The organism is Telluria sp. B2, assembly GCF_051789535.1.
Taxonomy (GTDB): domain Bacteria; phylum Pseudomonadota; class Gammaproteobacteria; order Burkholderiales; family Burkholderiaceae_D; genus Telluria.
Map to the genome: position 1 here is coordinate 1816140 of NZ_CP196525.1, position 17960 is coordinate 1834099.

The 17960-nt window shown below is 67.8% G+C and carries 14 protein-coding genes; 11 read left to right on the plus strand and 3 right to left on the minus strand.

Annotated elements, in window-relative coordinates; translation table 11 throughout:
• The first annotated feature begins 24 nt into the window (after positions 1-24).
• Entirely contained in the window at positions 25-2058 is a 2034-nt protein-coding gene (yoaA, locus tag ACSUZJ_RS08130) for a DNA repair helicase YoaA (protein ID WP_499415012.1), read from the plus strand.
• A 138-nt stretch (positions 2059-2196) separates the two neighbouring features.
• On the opposite strand, the gene ACSUZJ_RS08135 is transcribed toward yoaA, so the two are convergent.
• Positions 2197-3171, minus strand: coding sequence for an NADPH:quinone oxidoreductase family protein (locus tag ACSUZJ_RS08135; RefSeq protein WP_499415013.1), 975 nt, complete (start codon positions 3169-3171; stop codon positions 2197-2199).
• A gap of 181 nt (positions 3172-3352) precedes the next feature.
• On the opposite strand from ACSUZJ_RS08135, the gene ACSUZJ_RS08140 reads away from it, so the two are divergent.
• From ACSUZJ_RS08140 to ACSUZJ_RS08180, 9 genes are all read left to right on the plus strand, one after another.
• Positions 3353-3961: a toll/interleukin-1 receptor domain-containing protein gene (locus tag ACSUZJ_RS08140; protein ID WP_499415015.1), complete on the plus strand. Its 609-nt coding sequence runs from the start codon at positions 3353-3355 to the stop codon at positions 3959-3961.
• A gap of 8 nt (positions 3962-3969) precedes the next feature.
• Positions 3970-6678: a tetratricopeptide repeat protein gene (locus ACSUZJ_RS08145; protein WP_499415016.1), complete on the plus strand. Its 2709-nt coding sequence runs from the start codon at positions 3970-3972 to the stop codon at positions 6676-6678.
• Between the two features lie 125 nt (positions 6679-6803).
• Positions 6804-7541, plus strand: a complete 738-nt coding sequence (gene surE / locus ACSUZJ_RS08150; protein ID WP_499416475.1) for a 5'/3'-nucleotidase SurE — start codon at positions 6804-6806, stop codon at positions 7539-7541.
• Positions 7538-8431 carry a protein-L-isoaspartate(D-aspartate) O-methyltransferase gene (locus ACSUZJ_RS08155; RefSeq protein ID WP_499415017.1) on the plus strand — a complete coding sequence of 298 codons (894 nt, stop codon included), beginning with the start codon at positions 7538-7540 and terminating at the stop codon, positions 8429-8431. Before surE ends, ACSUZJ_RS08155 begins: the two co-directional genes overlap by 4 nt.
• Positions 8432-8464: 33 nt before the next feature.
• A complete protein-coding gene (locus ACSUZJ_RS08160) occupies positions 8465-9358 on the plus strand; it encodes a peptidoglycan DD-metalloendopeptidase family protein (protein ID WP_499415019.1) in 894 nt (297 codons plus the stop codon).
• A gap of 9 nt (positions 9359-9367) precedes the next feature.
• A complete protein-coding gene (gene rpoS / locus ACSUZJ_RS08165; RefSeq protein ID WP_499415020.1) occupies positions 9368-10396 on the plus strand; it encodes an RNA polymerase sigma factor RpoS in 1029 nt (342 codons plus the stop codon).
• Between the two features lie 168 nt (positions 10397-10564).
• A complete protein-coding gene (gene rlmD, locus ACSUZJ_RS08170; RefSeq protein WP_499415021.1) occupies positions 10565-11914 on the plus strand; it encodes a 23S rRNA (uracil(1939)-C(5))-methyltransferase RlmD in 1350 nt (449 codons plus the stop codon).
• Between the two features lie 81 nt (positions 11915-11995).
• Positions 11996-12562, plus strand: a complete 567-nt coding sequence (locus ACSUZJ_RS08175; protein WP_499415022.1) for a PAS domain-containing protein — start codon at positions 11996-11998, stop codon at positions 12560-12562.
• A 42-nt stretch (positions 12563-12604) separates the two neighbouring features.
• On the plus strand, positions 12605-13690 hold the full coding sequence (locus ACSUZJ_RS08180) for a hybrid sensor histidine kinase/response regulator (RefSeq protein WP_499416477.1): 1086 nt from the start codon (positions 12605-12607) through the stop codon (positions 13688-13690).
• Between the two features lie 13 nt (positions 13691-13703).
• Here the strand turns inward: ACSUZJ_RS08180 and ACSUZJ_RS08185 are convergent, their stop codons facing one another.
• Both ACSUZJ_RS08185 and ACSUZJ_RS08190 read right to left on the minus strand, forming a co-directional pair.
• Positions 13704-16355, minus strand: coding sequence for a hybrid sensor histidine kinase/response regulator (locus ACSUZJ_RS08185; RefSeq protein WP_499415024.1), 2652 nt, complete (start codon positions 16353-16355; stop codon positions 13704-13706).
• Positions 16356-16483: 128 nt separating this feature from the next.
• A complete protein-coding gene (locus ACSUZJ_RS08190) occupies positions 16484-17173 on the minus strand; it encodes a Bax inhibitor-1/YccA family protein (RefSeq protein ID WP_499415025.1) in 690 nt (229 codons plus the stop codon).
• A gap of 246 nt (positions 17174-17419) precedes the next feature.
• Here ACSUZJ_RS08190 and ndk point away from each other — a divergent pair, with 246 nt between their 5' ends.
• A complete protein-coding gene (gene ndk, locus ACSUZJ_RS08195) occupies positions 17420-17845 on the plus strand; it encodes a nucleoside-diphosphate kinase (protein WP_379680692.1) in 426 nt (141 codons plus the stop codon).
• The last annotated feature ends 115 nt before the right edge of the window (positions 17846-17960 follow it).

Genomic DNA, 17960 nt, shown 5'->3' on the forward strand with positions numbered 1-17960 from the left:
TCTTCGCATCAAAAAACGCTCATTTTGACCGATCACCTCCCTGTGCCAGGCGGCGCCGAGCCGGCCGCCGACGCGGCGCCATCTGCGCCTCCCGGCAAGTACGACGAAGAAATCGACCGCCTGTTCGGCGTCGGTGGTCCGCTCGCGCCCGCTGTCGGCACCTTCAAGCCGCGCCAGTCCCAAACAGAAATGGCGAAAGCCATCGCCCAGGCCATCGCCGACCAGCAGGTGCTGATGGCCGAGGCCGGCACCGGCACCGGCAAGACCTTCGCCTATCTCGTTCCCGCGCTGCTGTGGGGCGGCAAGACCATCGTCTCGACCGGGACCAAGAACCTGCAGGACCAGCTGTTCCTGCGCGACATCCCGACCATCCGCAAGGCGCTCAAGGCGCCGGTCTCGGTGGCCCTGCTCAAGGGCCGCTCGAACTACGTCTGCCACTTCCACCTCGAGCGCACCCTGCAGAACGGGCGCCTGACCTCGCGCGACGACGTCGGCCACCTGCGCGAAATCTCGCGCTTCATCAAGATGACGAACTCGGGCGACAAGGCGGAACTGACCAAGGTGCCGGAGAACGCCAGCGTCTGGAACCTGGTCACGTCCACGCGCGACACCTGCATGGGCGCCGAATGCCAGTACTACCAGGACTGCTTCGTGATGAAGGCGCGCCGGGAGGCCCAGCAGGCCGATGTCGTGGTGGTCAACCACCACCTGTTCTTCGCCGACGTGGCGCTGAAGGACACCGGCGTGGCCGAGCTGCTGCCTTCGGCGAACACCATCATCTTCGACGAGGCGCACCAGCTGCCCGACACCGCGACCCTGTTCTTCGGCCAGTCGGTCTCGACCTCCCAGGTGCTCGAACTGTGCCGCGACGTGCTGGCCGAGGGCCTGGCGCATGCGCGCGGCGGCCCGGACTGGGCCAAGGTCGTGACCGTGGTCGAGAAGGCGGCGCGCGACCTGCGCCTGACCTTCCCGGAAGGCGGCACGCGCATGTCGCTGCCGCAGGTGCCGCCGACATCGAGCTTCTTCCCGGCGCTGGACAAGCTCAAGGAAGAACTCGACGGCCTGATCGACGTGCTGGAAGAAAATGCCGAGCGCGCCGAGACCCTTGAGGCATGCCGCGTTCGCGCTGTTGAATTAAAGGCATCTTTCGACGCCTGGAAGGCCGATCCCACGCCCAAGGGCAAGGTGGTCGAGGGCGACCAGGCGGTGCTCTGGGTCGAGGCTTTCAACTCCTCGCTGCAACTGCACAAGACCCCGCTGTCGATCGCGCCGATCTTCCAGAACCAGCGCGAGGGTACGCCGCGCAGCTGGATCTTCACCTCGGCGACGCTGGCGGTGAAGAACGACTTCAAGCATTTCTCCGACCAGATGGGCCTGACCGGCGAGCCGGCGCGGACCTGGCCGAGCCCGTTCAACTACGGCGAGCAGGGCATCCTGTACGTGCCGACCGGCCTGCCGGAGCCGAACTCCTTCCAGTACACCGACGCCGTGGTGGACACCGCGCTGCCGGTGATCGAGGCGGCCGGCGGGCGCACCTTCTTCCTGTGCACGACGATCCGCGCGGTGAACAAGGTGGCCGAACGCCTGCGTACCGAGTTTGCCGAGCGCGGCCTGGACTTCCCCCTGTTCGTGCAGGGCGAGCGCGGCCGTACCGAGCTGCTCGATTCCTTCCGCAACGCGGGCAACGCGGTGCTGGTGGGCAGTCAGAGTTTCTGGGAAGGCGTGGACGTGCGCGGCGACGCGCTCTCGCTGGTCATCATCGACAAGCTGCCGTTCGCCCCGCCGGACGACCCGGTGCTGGCGGCGCGCATCGAGGTGATGGAAAAGCAGGGCCTGAACGGCTTCATGCACCACCAGCTGCCCGAAGCGATCATTACGCTCAAGCAGGGAGCGGGGCGCCTGATCCGCGACGTTGAGGACCGCGGCGTCCTGATGATCTGCGACCCGCGCCTGATCAGCAAGCCCTACGGTCGCCGCATCTGGCAGAGCCTGCCGCCGTTCAAGCGGACGCGGGTGCAGGAGGATGTCATCAAATTCTTCAAGCCGGATGCGCAGTAGGGTGGGCGCCCCTGTGCCCACGCGTGAACGGCGAGCATTGTTGGCCTGCTTTTCGTGCAATCACGACGCGAAGCTGACGCGTGGGCACGTTCGTCATTGAGGCCCCTGCCTCAATGACCCCACCCTGCGTCCTTGTGGTTAAGGCACGATCACGACCTTGCCGGTCACCTTGCGCTCCGCCATGTCGTTCAGCGCCTGCGCCGTATCGCCCAGCGCGTAGCGTTTCGACACCAGTGGCTTGAGCTTGCCCTCGGCCATCCACCCCAGCATCTCGCGCATCGCGGCCAGGTTCGCCTTTGGTTCGCGCTTGGCGAACTCGCCCCAGAACACGCCAACCACCGAGGCGCCCTTCAGGAGCATCAGGTTCCAGGGCAGTTTCGGGATATCGCCGGCGGCAAATCCGACCACCAGGTGGCGTCCGCGCCAGGCGATCGAACGCAGCGCCGGTTCACTGTAGGGCCCGCCAACCGGATCGTAGATCACGTCCGGACCCTTGCCGCCGGTGGCCGCCTTCAGGGCCTCGCGCAGGTCTTCCTTCGTGTAGTCGACCAGCACGTCGGCGCCGTGGGCGCGGCAGACTTCCAGTTTCTCGGCGCTGGAGGCCGCCGCGATCACGCGCGCGCCGAGCGCCTTGCCGATCTCGATCGCCGCCAGGCCCACGCCGCCGGCCGCGCCCAGCACCAGCATGGTTTCGCCGGCCTTGAGCTGCGCGCGGTCGACCACCGCATGGTGCGAGGTGCCGTAGGTGAGGGTGATGGCGGCGGCGGTATCGAAGTCCATGCCAGGGGGCATGGGCATCAGGATCTCGGCCGGCGCGCTCACCTGTTCGGCAAAGGCGCCGACGCGGGTGAAGCCGATCACCCGGTCGCCTGGCTTGAAGCCGTTCACGCCCTCGCCGACGGCGCGCACCGTGCCCGCGAATTCATTGCCCGGAGTGAATGGCAGCTCGGGGCGGTGCTGGTACTTGCCCTGCACGGTCAGCACGTCGGGGAAATTGACCCCGGCCGCGCGCACGTCGACGACAACCTCGCCCGGGGCGGGCTGGATGTCGGGCAGGTCCTGCAGTTCCAGGCTGTCGGGCGGGCCCCAGGTCTTGCATACGATTGCTTTCATGTTGTCTCCTCTGGTGGTGGTTGTTCTTCGGATCACACTGATTATGCCTCAGGGAATGCATCCGCGTGCCCTGTGCCCCGGCGCCGGCCCGTTTGTGCACACGCAAAGTGGCGAGGGTCTGCAGCGCTACAGTGGTGGATGCGCATGCGCGCCAGCCGGCGTATTGAACAGGGGAAAGGCAATGACAATTCGGTACGGCTGCTTCTTCAGCTACGCCCATGGGCGCCATGCGTTGATGCAGCGGTTCAAGACAGCGCTGGCCGATGCGCTGCGCTGCTACCTCGAACCGTATTTCGACAACGAGGACGAGCTCTTCGTCGACACCGAGCAACTCGGCGGCGGCGACGACCTCGATCGCAAGATCGCGCGCGCGATGTGCGAGAGCGTCTGCATGATCCTCATCTACACGCCGAAATACGAAGCCCATGCCTACACGCGCCGCGAGTACGCGGCCATGCGCCTGCTCGAGGCCGAGCGCAGCAAGTGGTACACGCTGCCCAGCCACCTGATCATCCCGGTGATCATGACCCAACATCCCGACAAGCTGCCGCCGCAGATCGCGTCGTCCAGCTTCTACGTCGACTTCTCGCATTTCACGATGGCCACGGCGGACCTGAAATCGAATCCCGATTTCCTTCCCGACATCGACAAGATGGTGAAGCGGATCGCGACCCACTACCAGTACCAGAAGCTCTACACACCGCCTGGTCATGATTGCAACCAATTCGTGCTCCCCGATGTCCCACCCGAGTGGCGCGCCATCCCGGATCTCACTTTTCCCAAAAAATGAGGAGCTACATGGAAATCAACCGCATAACGCTTCCGCCGATCCCCAGGCCCGGCGAAGTAACGACCTTCTATTCGTTCGAGAGCGGCACCGCGCGCAGCGTCGCGCTGGCCCATGCGGCCGTGCTGCTGGCGGGAGGCCAGAATGCGACGGTGCCGGTACTGATGATCGACTGGGACACCGAGGCGCCTGGCCTGCACCATTGTTTCCCGACCCAGGACGAGCGCTTCGAGAACATGCGTCCGGGCGGCGGCGCCCGTCCCGGCCTGCTTGAATACTTCGAGGCCTGCCGCGAGCAGCTGCAGTCGCTGGGGCGCGCCGGTGCCGACCTCGACCCCGAGGAGCGCGCCCGGCTGGTGCTCGAGGCCATCGACTGGGAAGCCTATGTCGAACGCGTCGACCAGAGCCGCTCGCTCTACCTGATGCGCGCCGGCCGCTTCGACGACAGCTATGGCGAGCGCGCCGACCGCATGGACTGGGACGGCCTGTTCGCCGCCTGCCCGGCGCTGTACCGGGCCTTCGCCGCCCAGCTGGCGCGCCACTTCCGCCACGTCCTCGTCGACGCGCGCGGCGGCCGCTCGGCGGCGGTGAGCGTGTGCACCACGTTGCTGCCCGACCGCCTGGTCGGCCTGTTCACGCCCGGCGGACGCAGCCTCGACGGGCTGGCCGGCGTCGTCACCCGCGCCGTCGAATACCGCTGCAGCCATGAGGACGAGCAGCGCCCGCTGCTGGTGTATCCGGTGCCCTGCGTCGACGGCGCCGACGCCGAGCGCCGCGCCCTGTGGCGGCGCGGCGACCCGCAGCGCGGCGTCCAGGGCTACCAGCCTGTGCTCGAGCAATTGCTGCGCAACTGCTACGGCCTGTCCCAGCTCTCCCTCGACAGCTATTTCGACGAGGTGCAGCTGCAGGCGACCGGCGCGCCGCTCGACCCCTTCGCCGGCACGGTCCAGCGCGACGCAGACCGCTATTCGAGCGCGCGCGGGGTCGCCACCCTGCTGGGCTGGGTGGCCCAGGGGCGCTTCCCCTGGCAGTCGCGCGCCGAGCTCGAGCTGCTCGACGCGGTCGCCGCCGCTCGTGCTGCGCTGGCCGCCGGCGAGCGCAGCACGGGCGGCGGCCTGCTGGGCGGCAGCGCACCCGACCCGAACGCCGCGCCGCTGGCGCGCGAGCTGCTGCGCCTGGGCGAACTGCACCGCCAGCAGGGCCGCGCCGCGCAGGCGCAGGAATGCTTCGAGGAGAGTACCGCGCTGCGCCAGCGCCTGCTCGGCGACACCCATCCCGATACCCGCGCCAGCCGTTCGGCGCTGGCCGTGCTGCTGCGCGAGAGCGGCCGGCTGCGCGAGGCGCGCGCCCAATACGAACTGCTGGTCGAGCACTGCGCGCAGGACGCGGGCGAAGACCACGCCGAGACCCTGGCCGCGCGCTCCGGGCTGGCCGCCACGCTGGCAGGGCTCGACGAGTTCGCGCGCGCGCTGGCGCTGCACGAGCAGGTGGTCGAGGCCTGCGAGCGCCTGTATGGCCCGGGCCATATCGTCACGCTCGACGCCCTGGCCGGGCAGGCGCGTACCCTGGCGCGCCAGGGCGAGTACTCGCGTGCGCGCATGGTCTACGAACGCGTGCTCGAGGGGCGCCAGCGCATCCTCGGCACCGAACACGAGGACACGCTGCGCTGCACCCAGCTGCTGGCGGCGCTGCTGCGCGACATGGGAGACCTCGGCAATGCCCGCAAGCTGCAGGAGCTGGTGGTGCGGGTGCGCGAGCGCCAGTCGGGTGCCGACGCCGCCACCACCCTGCAGGCGCGCGAGGCGCTGGCCGAGATCTTTGCCGCCCAGGGCGACCTTGCCGCCGTGCGCGACATGCAGCGCTCGCTCGCGACCGCGCGCGAACGGCGCCTCGGCTCCGAGCATCCCGACACCCTGAGCATCCTGCTGCGCCTGGCCTCGACGCTGTCCGAACAGGGCGAACTCGAGGAGGCGCGCCGCCTGCAGCAGCACGTGGTCAGCCTGCACGAACGCCTGCGCGGCATGGACGACCACGAAACCCTGCGCAGCAAGCAGATGCTTGCCAAGACCCTGTCGAGCCAGGGGCACAGCCAGGCCGCGCGCCGGCTCGAGGAAAGCGTGGAGGAGGGCAGCAGCCGCCTGCTGAACATCCGCGCGATGTCGGCCGGACTGCAGGATGGGTCCGGCGCTACTGCGTCGGGCGTTGCCACGTCGCGCGCCGCGGCGGCCCTGGCCACGCCGCGCACAGCCGGGCCGGGGCCAGCCTCTGGAGACGGCGCCGGTCCCGGTTTCTCCGGCTTCGCCAGCGCGCAGGCGACCGGGCCGGGCCCCGCGGCGCCGGGCGCCCACCCCAGGTCCGGCGGCATGGCGCAGGGCGCTGCTTCCGGCGGCGGGCAGTACGGCGGGCCTGCGCGCGGCGCGCGCGACGGCGTGCACCAGCCGCTGCACGATATGCTGGACCACAAGTTGACGCAATTGCAAAAACTGATCGACAGCGGGCGTACACGCGAAGCACGGGCGCTGGCCGACAGCCTGCGTGAAACCATCCTGCGCCCGACCGTTGCCCAGCCGCTGCGCCGGCGCGGGGTGGCGATGATCAAGCAGGTCTACCTCGAAGACGGCGACAAGGACGCCCTGTTGGCCGTCACCGAAGACGAGGTCGCCCTGCTCGAGGGCGCCTTGATCGAGGCGGCGGGAGGGCGGCCGCTGGCGTTGCGTTAGCGACATTGCCGGGGTGGCAAACTTACCCCGAGCGTCGCACGGAGGCAACGGCGCTCCCGCCCGCAGGCCAGAAATTATGTGCCGTGGGCGCGTGACGCGGCCGTTGCTTCAGGTAAAATCGCGTGATGCGAATTCTTATCAGTAACGACGACGGCTACCTCGCCCCTGGTATTAACGCCCTGGCCGACGCCCTTGCGGCGGTGGCCGAAATCATCGTTGTCGCGCCGGACAGCAATCGTTCCGGCGCGTCCAACTCGCTTTCGCTCGACCGTCCACTGTCCGTCACCAAGGCGGCCAATGGTTTCTATTTTGTCAACGGTACGCCTACCGACTGCGTCCACATCGCGCTGACGGGCATGCAGGAAGCACCGCCGGACCTGGTGGTCTCGGGCATCAACAACGGCCAGAACATGGGCGACGACACCTTGTACTCGGGTACCGTCGCCGCCGCCACCGAAGCTTTCCTGTTTGGCATCCCGGCGATCGCTTTTTCCCAGGTTCATTCTGGCTGGGCCCATATCGATTCCGCAGCGAGGGCCGCACGCGACATCGTCCTGCGCCGCTTCGAGATGCTGCCTTCACCCTTCCTGCTGAATGTGAACATCCCGAACCTGCCGTACGAGGAGCTCGGGCCCCTGACGCCGACCCGGCTCGGACGCCGTCACCAGGCCGAGCCGGTGATCCGCTCGCAGGACCCGCGCGGGCGCGAAATCTTCTGGATCGGCGCCCCCGGCGCCTGCCGCGATGCCGGCGAAGGCACCGACTTCCACGCCACCTCGCAGGGCCGGATCTCGATCACGCCGCTGCAGATCGACCTGACGCACAGGCCGCAGCTCGAGCTGCTGGCGCAGGGGTTGGCATGAGCGACCGGTCCGGCAAGCCGGAAGGGAAAAGCTTTCCCTTGCCCTTGTCCTCCGTGACCGGGAGTCCGCGCAAACCCGGGACGCCGGCGCCGGTCGCCACGCCGCAGACCGCCACCCAGAACGCGGCGCGCGCCGTCGGCGTGCACGCACAGCCGCTCCGGCCGCCGCAGCCCGGACCGAAGCCGCCGGGTTACGCGCCGCCGTCCGCGCAGGCGGCGCCGGCCACCCAGCGCTCGGACCTGATGGCGACCGAGGCGATCCGGCGCGCGATGGTGGCGCGGGTCGCCGGGCAGGGTGTCAAGGACGGGGCCGTGCTGGCGGCGCTCGAAGCCGTGCCGCGCCACCTGTTCATCGAGCCGGCGCTCTCGAGCCAGGCGTATATCGACGCCTCGCTGCCAATCGGGCACAATCAAACTATTTCCCAGCCCTATATTGTTGCGCGTATGATTGAGGCGATGCGCGACGGAAAGTCTTCCAACGGCGCCACGCTTGGCCGCGTGCTCGAGATCGGCACCGGTTGCGGCTACCAGGCGGCCGTGCTGGCGCGCGTGGCGAGGGAGGTCTACTCCATCGAGCGCATCAAGCCCCTGCACGAGCTGGCCAAGGCCAATCTGCGGCCCTTGCGTATTTCCAATCTGCGTTTGCACTACGGAGATGGTATGCTCGGGCTCGCGCAGGTCGCCCCCTTCGACGGGATCATCCTGGCGGCTGCCGGCCTGGAAGTGCCTCGCGCACTGCTCGAGCAGCTCGCCGTCGGCGCGCGCCTGGTGGCCCCGGTTGGCGGCCAGGTGCAGCATTTGCAGCGGATTACCCGCATCGGCAAGTCCGAATGGACCAGCGAGACGCTGGAAGCCTGCCATTTCGTCCCCTTGCGCCCCGGCACCGTCTGAGCGCTGCCAGTCTGTAATAGGTATTAGAAAAGAATGAAACAATCACCCCGTTTAGTCCTGCTCACCCTTTTGCTTGCCGTGCTGGCCGGCTGTAACACCGCTACCCGCAAGACTCCTGTGATCGAGCGCCCGATTTCCACGGTCACGACCCGTCCGGCGCCGCCGCGCGCCGAGGCGCCGCGTCCGGATGCCCGCGGCACCTACACCGTCCGCCGCGGCGACACGCTGCTGCGCATCGCGCTCGACCATGGCCAGAGCTACCGCGACCTCGTCGCCTGGAACAACCTGGCCGACCCGGACGACATCAAGGTCGGCCAGGTACTGCGCGTCGACCCGCCGGGCGAGAAGGTCGCCGGCAACAATGTCGTCACCCAGCCGGTGCCGATGCCGCCCTCGGCGCCGCGCAAGACCACGCCGCGCGCCGACAAGAAGCCCTACAGCGAGGAGAATGTCGCGGAAAGCCAGCGTGGCGAGAAGGCCGAGACCGTCGTCAGCGCCAGCGCCGCGGCCGTACCCGCCGGTTCGCGCGTGGGCGCCACGGTCACCGCCACCGACGACGAGAAACTGAGCTGGATGTGGCCGTCGGACGGGCGCATCATCGCCACCTTCGACGAAGGCAAGAACAAGGGCATCGATATCGCCGGCCGCGCCGGCCAGCAGGTGATGGCTGCCGGCGCCGGCAAAGTAATGTACGCTGGTAGTGGCATCCGGGGTTATGGTAACCTCGTCATCGTCAAACACAGCAACAGCTTGCTGTCGGCATATGCCCATAATCGCGCCATTGTCGTGAAGGAAGGCGACAACGTGACCAAGGGCCAGGTGATCGCCGAGATGGGCGATTCCGACGCCGATACGGTGAAGCTGCACTTTGAGATTCGCCAGCAGGGCAAGCCAGTCGATCCGGCGAGGTTCCTGCCCAGCCGCTAGAGAGGGCCAATGACGCTGCCGCCGCACTCCCGGGATCACGACGCTTCGGACGATCTGCCTGACGAGCTGGAGGGCGACGGCGCGCCCTGCGGCAGCGCGTCCGCCGACGCGGCGGCCGACGGTGACGAGAGCGCGGCCCTGCTGCCCGGCGGTGCCGAGACCGACAGCGTCGACGAGCTCAAGACAGTGCTGGCGGCCGAGCTTTCCACCGATACCACCCAGCACTACCTGAACCAGATCGGCACCCGGCCCCTGCTCTCGGCCCAGCAGGAAACGCATTACGCGACCCTGGCCAAGGCCGGCGACTTCGCCGCGCGCCAGAAAATGATCGAGCATAACCTGCGCCTCGTGGTCTCGATCGCCAAGCACTACATCAACCGCGGCGTGGTGCTGCTCGACCTGATCGAGGAGGGCAACATCGGCCTGATGCGCGCCATCGACAAGTTCGAGCCCGAGCGCGGTTTCCGCTTTTCGACCTACGCCACCTGGTGGATCCGCCAGAGCATCGAGCGCGCCATCATGAACCAGGCGCGCACCGTGCGCCTGCCGGTGCACATGGTGCGCGAACTGAACGCCGTGCTGCGCGCCAAGTACCACCTCGAGGCCCAGCATCACGACGGCAAGGATGCCAGCGCCGAGGATATCGCCAGCCTGGTCGGCCGTCCGGTCGAGGAGGTGCAGGACATCCTGGCGCTGTCCGAGCACGCCGCCTCGCTCGACGCTCCGCTCGACAACGATCCCGGCTCGAGCCTGATGGACATGCTGCCCGGCGAGGCCGACGACAGCCCGGACGCGCGCGCCGAGCAGCACGAGATGACGCTCCTCGTGCGCGACTGGCTGACCCGCCTGCCGGAGAAGCAGCGGGTGGTCGTGATGCGCCGCTTCGGCCTCGACAACGACGACCCGGCCACCCTCGAAACCCTGGCCGAGGAAATGGGCGTGACGCGTGAGCGCGTGCGCCAGATCCAGCAGGAAGCGCTCGTCAAGCTCAAGCGGGCCATGGCCGCCCGTGGCGTCGTGCGCGATTCCTTGCTATGATGCGGCGGGTTTTTTGGCCTGATGTGGTTGTGACCATTGTTGCTGCCGCTGGCCGAGTCCGAAGCTAACGGTCCGCTCGTTTGACCCGCCGCCAATATTCATCGTTCCGCGTGGGCACGGAGTGCCCACCCTACGTTCTCTCTCCGATTTGCGTTACGTCTTATCTCAATGCAAGAAACTTTTATCGAAATTAAGTCGCTGGACGCGGATGCGCGCGGCGTCGGCCACCTCGAGAACGAGGACGGCACCCCGGGCAAGGTGATTTTCGTCGAGGATGCACTGCCGGGCGAGCGCGTCAGCTACGAGGTCAAGCGCAAGAAGAAGAACTGGGAATCGGGCCGCATGGTCACCCTGCAGCGCGCTTCCTCGATGCGTGTCGAGCCGCGCTGCGAGCATTTCGGCTATTGCGGCGGCTGCTCGATGCAGCACCTTGAGCCGAGCGCCCAGGTCGCGATCAAGCAGCGCACGCTGGAAGACAACCTCTGGCACCTGTCGAAGGTGAAGGCGGAAAACATCATGCGCCCGATGTACGGCCCGACCTGGGGCTACCGCTACCGCGCGCGCCTGTCGGTGCGCCACGTCGAGAAGAAGGGCACGGTGCTGGTGGGCTTCCACGAGCGCGCCTCGTCCTACGTGGCCGACATCCGCTACTGCCACATCCTGCCGCCGCACCTGGGCGGCATGCTGATGCCGCTGCGCGAGCTGGTCGGTTCGCTGTCGATCTACAACCAGATGCCGCAGATCGAAGTGGCGGTCGGTGAGGAAACCACCGCCCTGGTGCTGCGCATCATGGCGCCGCTGACCGCCAAGGACGAGGAACTGGTCAAGGCCTTTGCCGACGAATGGGGCATCCAGTGGTGGCTGCAGCCGAAGGGTCCGGACACCGTCTACCCGTTCTACCCGCTCGACAGGGAGCTGTACTACACGCTGCCCGAGTTCGGCGTGCGCATGCCCTTCAAGCCGACCGACTTCACCCAGGTGAATCACCAGATCAATCGCGCCCTGGTGCACAAGGCGCTGACCCTGCTGGAAGTGCAGCCGCAAGACCGCGTGGCCGACCTGTTCTGCGGTCTCGGCAACTTCACGCTGCCGCTGGCGACCCAGGCCCGCGAAGTCGTCGGCATCGAAGGCAGCACCGTGCTGACCACGCGCGCCCTGGAAAACGCCAGGGCCAACGGCCTGTCGGAGAAAACCAGCTTCTACACGCGCAACCTGTTCGAAGTGACGGCCGACGACCTGGTCGCGCTGGGACGTTTTGAGCGCATGCTGGTCGATCCGCCGCGCGACGGCGCGATCGCGCTGGCGCTGGCCATGGCCGAGCTGCGCGAATCCGGCAAGCTTGAATTCCTGCCCAAGCGCATCGTCTACGTCTCGTGCAGCCCCTCGACGCTGGCGCGCGACGCCGGCATCCTGGTGCACCGCGCCGGCTATGTCATGAAGAAGGCGGGCGTGGTCAACATGTTCCCGCATACCTCGCACGTCGAATCGATCGGCGTGTTCGAGTTGCCCGACGCCTGAATCGGGCGCGTGTTGACAGGGCGCTGACTCTGCTTCACGCTTGTCGGATGGGCGTCCTGCCCATCCGATAACTTGCGCTCGATGAATTCGTATATCCCAGCGGAACATTTTCAGCGGCTGTTCGAGGCCGCACCGGGCGCCTTCCTGGTGCTGCGGCCCGACCCCGGTTTCACCATCGTCGCCGTCAGCGACGAATACTTGCGCGCCACGCTCACCCGGCGCGGCGACATCCTCGGCCGGCCCCTGTTCGAGGTCTTCCCCGACAATCCGGACACCCCGGATGCGAATTCCACCGCCAACCTCGCGCGTTCGCTCAGGCGGGTGCTGGACGAACGAACGTCCGACGTCATGGCGGTCCAGCGTTACGATGTGCCTGGCGCCCACGGCGGCGGATTCGAGCTGCGCTACTGGAGCCCGGTGAATGCGCCGGTGCTCGGGCCCGATGGAGAGGTGAGCTACATCGTGCACCGGGTCGACAACGTGACCGAATACATGCTGCTCACCGAGGAGCACGCCCGCCAGCGCAGCGTCAGCGCCCGCCTCAGCGCCGAGAACGTGCGGATGGAGGCGGAAATCGTCGAGCGCGGCCGGGCGCTCGACCAGCTCAACCGCGAACTGCGCGGCGCCAACGAGGTGCTGGCCGGGTAGGCGGCACGGGCGCGCGAGGAGGGCGAGCGCAAGGACGAGTTCCTGGCCATGCTGGCGCACGAGCTGCGCAATCCACTGGCGGCAATCTCGTCGGCCCTGCAGCTGTGGGGCATGATCGGCAACGATGCCGCGCGCCAGCAGGAACTGCTGGCCCTGAGCCGGCGCCAGGTCGGCAACCTGACCCGTCTGGTGGACGACCTGCTCGAGATGGCGCGCATCGACCGCGGCGCGGTCGAGCTGCACCAGACTCCGCTCGATTTGCGCGACGTCCTCGACAGTGCATTGCTCGCCACGCGCGCCCAGTTCGAGCGGCGCGAGCTGGTGCTGCTCACGCGCATCGCGCCGGCAGCCTACCGCATGGTGGGTGACGCCACCCGGCTCGAGCAGGTGCTGGTGAACCTGCTGGCGAATGCTGCGAAGTACAGCGACAGCGGCGGCAGCGTCGAGGTCAGCCTGGAGCGGACCGCGGCCGCGGACGGCGACCTGGCGCGCCTCGCGGTCCGGGACAGCGGGCGCGGCATTCCGGCGGACCGGCTCGGCGCGATCTTCGACATCTTCGTCCAGGTCGACACCGGCATCGACCGTACGCGAGGAGGCCTGGGCATCGGCCTGAGCCTGGTGCGCGCCCTGGTCGGGCTGCATGGCGGGCGCGTCTGGGCCGAGAGCGAGGGCATGGGCCGGGGCAGCCGTTTCGTCGTCGAGCTGCCGCTGCGCGAGGCGGCGTCATCCGAATGCGAGGCGGACGAGGCCGCGCCGGCGCCGCGTGCGGTGCTGCCGCAGCGGATACTGGTAGTCGAGGACAATGCCGACGCGCGCATGGCCCTGCACGGTATCCTGGCTGCCTGGGGCTGCTCGGTAAGCACGGCCGCCAGCGGCGACGAGGGCCTGGCCCAGATCCTGGCGCAGCGGCCCGACGTCGCAGTGGTCGACATCGGGCTGCCCGGCCTGGACGGCTTCGAGCTTGCGCGCCGCGTGCGCATGGTGCTGGGCGAAGCCAGTCCGCGCCTGGTCGCGCTGACCGGCTACAGTTCGGCGGCGGTGCGCAGCGCGGCGCTGGAGGCGGGATTCGACGTCCACATCGTCAAGCCCTGCTCGCCGGCCACCCTGGCCGAAGCGCTGGCGGGGTGAGGGCGGCCAGGGATCAGGCGCCCGGCATGCCCGCGGCGTGCCGGCTCAATAGCGCGAACAGCTGGGCCGGATCGGCCGGCTTGACGAGGAAGCGGTCGAAGGCCGAGCCGGCGTGCGGCGCCGCTTCGCGTTGTCCATACCCTGTCACCGCCAGCATCAGGGCCTGCGCGGTTCCCGGCAGCGCACGCAGGCGGCGCGCCAGTTCGTGCCCGTCCATGCCGGGCAGGCCGATGTCGAGCACGCACGCGCCGAAGCTGCCCGATTGCGCGCGCAGCAGCGCCTCGGCCGGGTCGTGCAGCACGGTGGTGCGGTAGCCGGCCGACTCGAGCAGCATCGCGATCGTCGTCGCGGCGTCGACGTTGTCATCCACCACCAGCACCTCGAAGCCGGCCGCCACGGCAGCCGCGGGCGCGGCCGGGACCTCGGCCGTCCCGTCCACAGCTGCGGCCCGGCGCGGCAGGCGCACCGTGAAGCAGCTCCCGGCACCCTGGCCGGCGCTTTCGGCGGACACGCTGCCGCCATGCAGCTCGGCCAGGCTCTTCACCAGCGCCAGGCCCAGGCCAAGGCCACCCTGGGCGCGGTCGGGCGTGCGCTCGGCCTGCGCGAACAGTTCGAACACTGTCGGCAGCAGTTCGGGTGCGATGCCGCTGCCGTTGTCGCTGACCGCGATCGCGGCGTGCTCCCGGGTGACCGTCAGCGCCAGGCCGAGGCGGCCGCCTTCCGGGGTATATTTTGCGGCGTTGTTCAGCAGATTGGCCAGTATCTGCACCAGGCGCTTGTGGTCGCCGTCGACCCAGGCCGGCTCGGCGGCCAGGTGCAGCGCCAGCGTGTGGCGGCGCGCCTCGATCAGCGGGCGCACCTGTTCGGCGGCGTCGGCGACCACGCGCTTGAGGTCCACCGGCGCGCTGTCGAGCAAGACCAGGCCGCGCGTCACCCGCGAGACGTCGAGCAGGTCGTCGATCAGCCCCGTCATGTGGGTCACCTGGCGGGCGATGATGCCGCTGGTGCGCGCAATGCGTTCGCCGTCCGTCTGCCCCATGTTGAGCAGCTGGGCCGCCGCCGCGATCGGCGCCAGTGGATTGCGCAGTTCGTGCGCGAGCATGGCGAGAAATTCGTCCTTGCGGCGGTCGGCGGCGCGCAGCGCTTCCTCGGCGCGCACCCGCTCGATGGCGCTCCCGGCGCGCTCGGCGACGTCGGCGATGACCCGCAGTTCGTCCTCGCTCCAGACGCGCGGCGCGTCGTGGTGCACGAACAGGCAGGTCATCACGGCGCCCTGGCGGCTCAGGGAGGCGGCAACGGCGGAGCGCACGCCGGGTGCGACGCAGGCCGGCCAGGCCTGCGCAGTGCCCGTGCGCGGATCCTGGTCCAGGTCGTTCGCGACCCAGAGTTCGCCGCGCGCCAGGCAGGCGAAGTTGTCCTCGCCGGCGCCAGCGACGGGGAAGCTGGCGCCGGGCGCCAGGGTTCCGTCTCCATGCTGCGCGTGGAAGCTGACGCGCCTGCGCTCGGCATCGTAGTCGGCGAAGGCGACGCCACCGGCCTGCAGGAAGCGCCCGAGCAGGGCGCCGGTTTCGCGCAGGATCGCGGCGACGCTGTCGAGGCGGCGCAGCATGTCGGCCAGGTTCAGCTGGAATTCGAACACGGACAGCAGCGAGGACTGGCGGGCCACCGCCGCGTGCAGGGCCTGGGCATCGTTGGCGCGCTCGATCGCGTTCCAGGCCCGTTCGGCGATGTCGGAGGCCAGCTTGCGCTCTTCCATGCTCCAGCGGCGCGGTGCGTGGTCGAGCACGTTCATGGCCCCCAGCAGGCGCCCGCCGCGCGCGTGCGGCTGCACCAGCAGGGCGCGAATGCCCAGCCTGGCGTAGGCGGACGCGAACGCGGCGGTGCGCGGGTCGGCGGCGACGTCGTCGATCACCAGCTGGCGCCCGGCGCGCAGGTCGAGCAGGACTGCCTGGCCGAAATCGTCGAGCATGGCCTCGGTGCCGACCAGCGTGCCCTGGCCGTCCGGCGTCCAGTGTGTATGGATGCGGAAGCGGCCGATCGTATCGTCGTTGATTCCATGGAAAATCTGCGAGGCGCCCAGGTAGTGCCCGAGCATGTCGTTGGCAACCTTGGTGATCTGGTCGGCGTCGGTCAGGCCGTTCAGTCGGTCGACCAGCTGCAGTTGCAGCGCCTGGCGTTTTTCGAAGGCGACGCGGCCGGTGGTCTCGTTGATCACGCACAGCGCACCGGCTACCGCGCCGGTTTCGTCGCGCAGCGGCGAATAGGCCAGGGTGAAACGCCCCTCGAAGGGCTGGCCGTTACGGGTGATCAGGCGCGGCACGTCCTCGCCGTAGGTCGGCACGCCGCTCAGGGCCTGCTCGACCAGCGGCTGCACGCCGTCCCACAGTTGCGGCCACACCGCGCGCAGCGGGCTGCCCAGCGCGGCCGGATGCTTGTCTTCGAGCAGCTCGATGTAGGCGTGGTTGTAGAGCAGGGCCAGTTCCGGTCCCCAGGCGATGAACATCGGGAAACGCGAATCGAGGATCATGCTGACCGAGCTGCGCAGCACCGGGCCCCAGGTGTCGGGGTGGCCGGCCGGACTGCTCAACCAGTCGCGTGAGGCGTAACCGACGCGGATGGCGCTGTCGCTGGCCAGCAGGTTGTAGGAGAGGCGTGTTGCGTCCATACACTGTTGCACGAGAGGAAACCCCGATGATACGCTGAATCTGGACGCGCGTAACTGCAGAAACTGCTTTTATCCGGCAAGCATAAAAAAGCCGACCCACAGGTCGGCTTTTGTAATGCGCTGAGCGCTTAGTCGCGGTCGCCGCCGGCAAAGCCCAGCAGGGCCAGCAGGTTGCTGAAGATGTTGTAGACGTCGAGGTAGATCGCGAGGGCGGCGCTGATGTAGTTGGTTTCGCCGCCGTTCACAATGCGCTGCACGTCATACAGGATGAAGGCCGAGAAGATGCCGATCGCCAGGACCGAGAACACGATGGTCAGCGCCGGGATCTGCAGGAAGATGTTGGCCACGCCCGCCAGCAGCAGCACGATGACGCCGGCGAACAGCCAGCTGCCCATGGCCGAGAAATCGCGTTTGCTGGTGGTGGCGATGCTTGCCATCACGGCCAGCACGACGGCGGTGCCGCCGAAGGCGGTCATGATCAGCTGGCCGCCGTTGCTGTAGCCCAGGGTGTGGCGCAGCAGCGGGGTGAGCATCAGGCCCATGAAGAAGGTAAAGCCCAGCAGCACGGCCACGCCGACCGCCGAATTCTTGGTCTTTTCGATCGCGAACATGAAGCCGAAGGCGATCGCCAGGAAGATGACGAAGCCCATGCCGCCGCTCAGCATCGGCAACTGCATCGAAACGCCGATGAAAGCGCCCAGCACGGTCGGCAGCATCGACAGCGCGAGCAGCCAGAAGGTGTTGCGCAGGACTTTGTTGCGCGCGACCTGGCCTACGGCCACGTCGTAAGCGGGTTGCTTTTGCAGGATGGGATTCATGTTGCCTCCGGTTGGTAAATATAAGTCGTCCACTCAAGCATAGCATGCGCAAGTTGGAGCGGCGCCGGTCTTAAGTGATTCATAAGCAAGTTGCCGTACGGTGACAGGCGTTTTTTCGCCGCCACTCTATCACTTTGCTGCTTACCGCCGCAATATCGGCTATATGGGGCGAGGTATGGTAAAATCAAAGGTTGATTGAGTTCTCAACTTCTCGATTTAAACCTTTCTTTTTATTGGAGTTTTTACATGGCAATCGAACGCACCCTGTCGATCATCAAACCAGACGCAGTTGCAAAAAACGTGATCGGCCAAATCTACAGCCGCTTCGAAGGCGCTGGCCTGAAGATCGTTGCCGCCCGCATGACCCAGCTGTCGCAAGCTGAAGCCGAAGGCTTCTACGCCGTGCACGCTGCCCGTCCGTTCTTCAAGGACCTGGTCAACTTCATGATCTCGGGCCCGGTCATGATCCAGGTGCTGGAAGGCGAAGGCGCCATCCTGAAGAACCGCGAGCTGATGGGTGCAACCGACCCGAAGAAGGCCGACGCCGGCACCATTCGCGCCGACTTCGCCGATTCGATCGACGCCAACGCCGTGCATGGTTCGGACGCTGCCGAAACCGCTGCCGTGGAAATCGCTTACTTCTTCCCGGCACTGAACGTCTACTCGCGTTAATTGGTCAGGGGGAGCGCAGTCCGGGCGCGCCCCGGAGTGACTTTTCCCCCGGACTAATTGAAATGAGTAACCCGCTCGGCCACAGGCTGGCGCGAGCGGGTGCTGAAATATAGGA

Coding starts and splice junctions, on each gene's coding strand:
- ACSUZJ_RS08145 (WP_499415016.1), top strand. CDS start 3,970: ATGGAAATCAACCGCATAACGCTTCCGCCGATCCCCAGGCCCGGCGAA.
- ACSUZJ_RS08160 (WP_499415019.1), top strand. CDS start 8,465: ATGAAACAATCACCCCGTTTAGTCCTGCTCACCCTTTTGCTTGCCGTG.
- ACSUZJ_RS08190 (WP_499415025.1), bottom strand. CDS start 17,173: ATGAATCCCATCCTGCAAAAGCAACCCGCTTACGACGTGGCCGTAGGC.
- rlmD (WP_499415021.1), top strand. CDS start 10,565: ATGCAAGAAACTTTTATCGAAATTAAGTCGCTGGACGCGGATGCGCGC.
- ndk (WP_379680692.1), top strand. CDS start 17,420: ATGGCAATCGAACGCACCCTGTCGATCATCAAACCAGACGCAGTTGCA.
- ACSUZJ_RS08185 (WP_499415024.1), bottom strand. CDS start 16,355: ATGGACGCAACACGCCTCTCCTACAACCTGCTGGCCAGCGACAGCGCC.
- ACSUZJ_RS08155 (WP_499415017.1), top strand. CDS start 7,538: ATGAGCGACCGGTCCGGCAAGCCGGAAGGGAAAAGCTTTCCCTTGCCC.
- rpoS (WP_499415020.1), top strand. CDS start 9,368: ATGACGCTGCCGCCGCACTCCCGGGATCACGACGCTTCGGACGATCTG.
- ACSUZJ_RS08140 (WP_499415015.1), top strand. CDS start 3,353: ATGACAATTCGGTACGGCTGCTTCTTCAGCTACGCCCATGGGCGCCAT.
- ACSUZJ_RS08175 (WP_499415022.1), top strand. CDS start 11,996: ATGAATTCGTATATCCCAGCGGAACATTTTCAGCGGCTGTTCGAGGCC.
- surE (WP_499416475.1), top strand. CDS start 6,804: ATGCGAATTCTTATCAGTAACGACGACGGCTACCTCGCCCCTGGTATT.
- ACSUZJ_RS08135 (WP_499415013.1), bottom strand. CDS start 3,171: ATGAAAGCAATCGTATGCAAGACCTGGGGCCCGCCCGACAGCCTGGAA.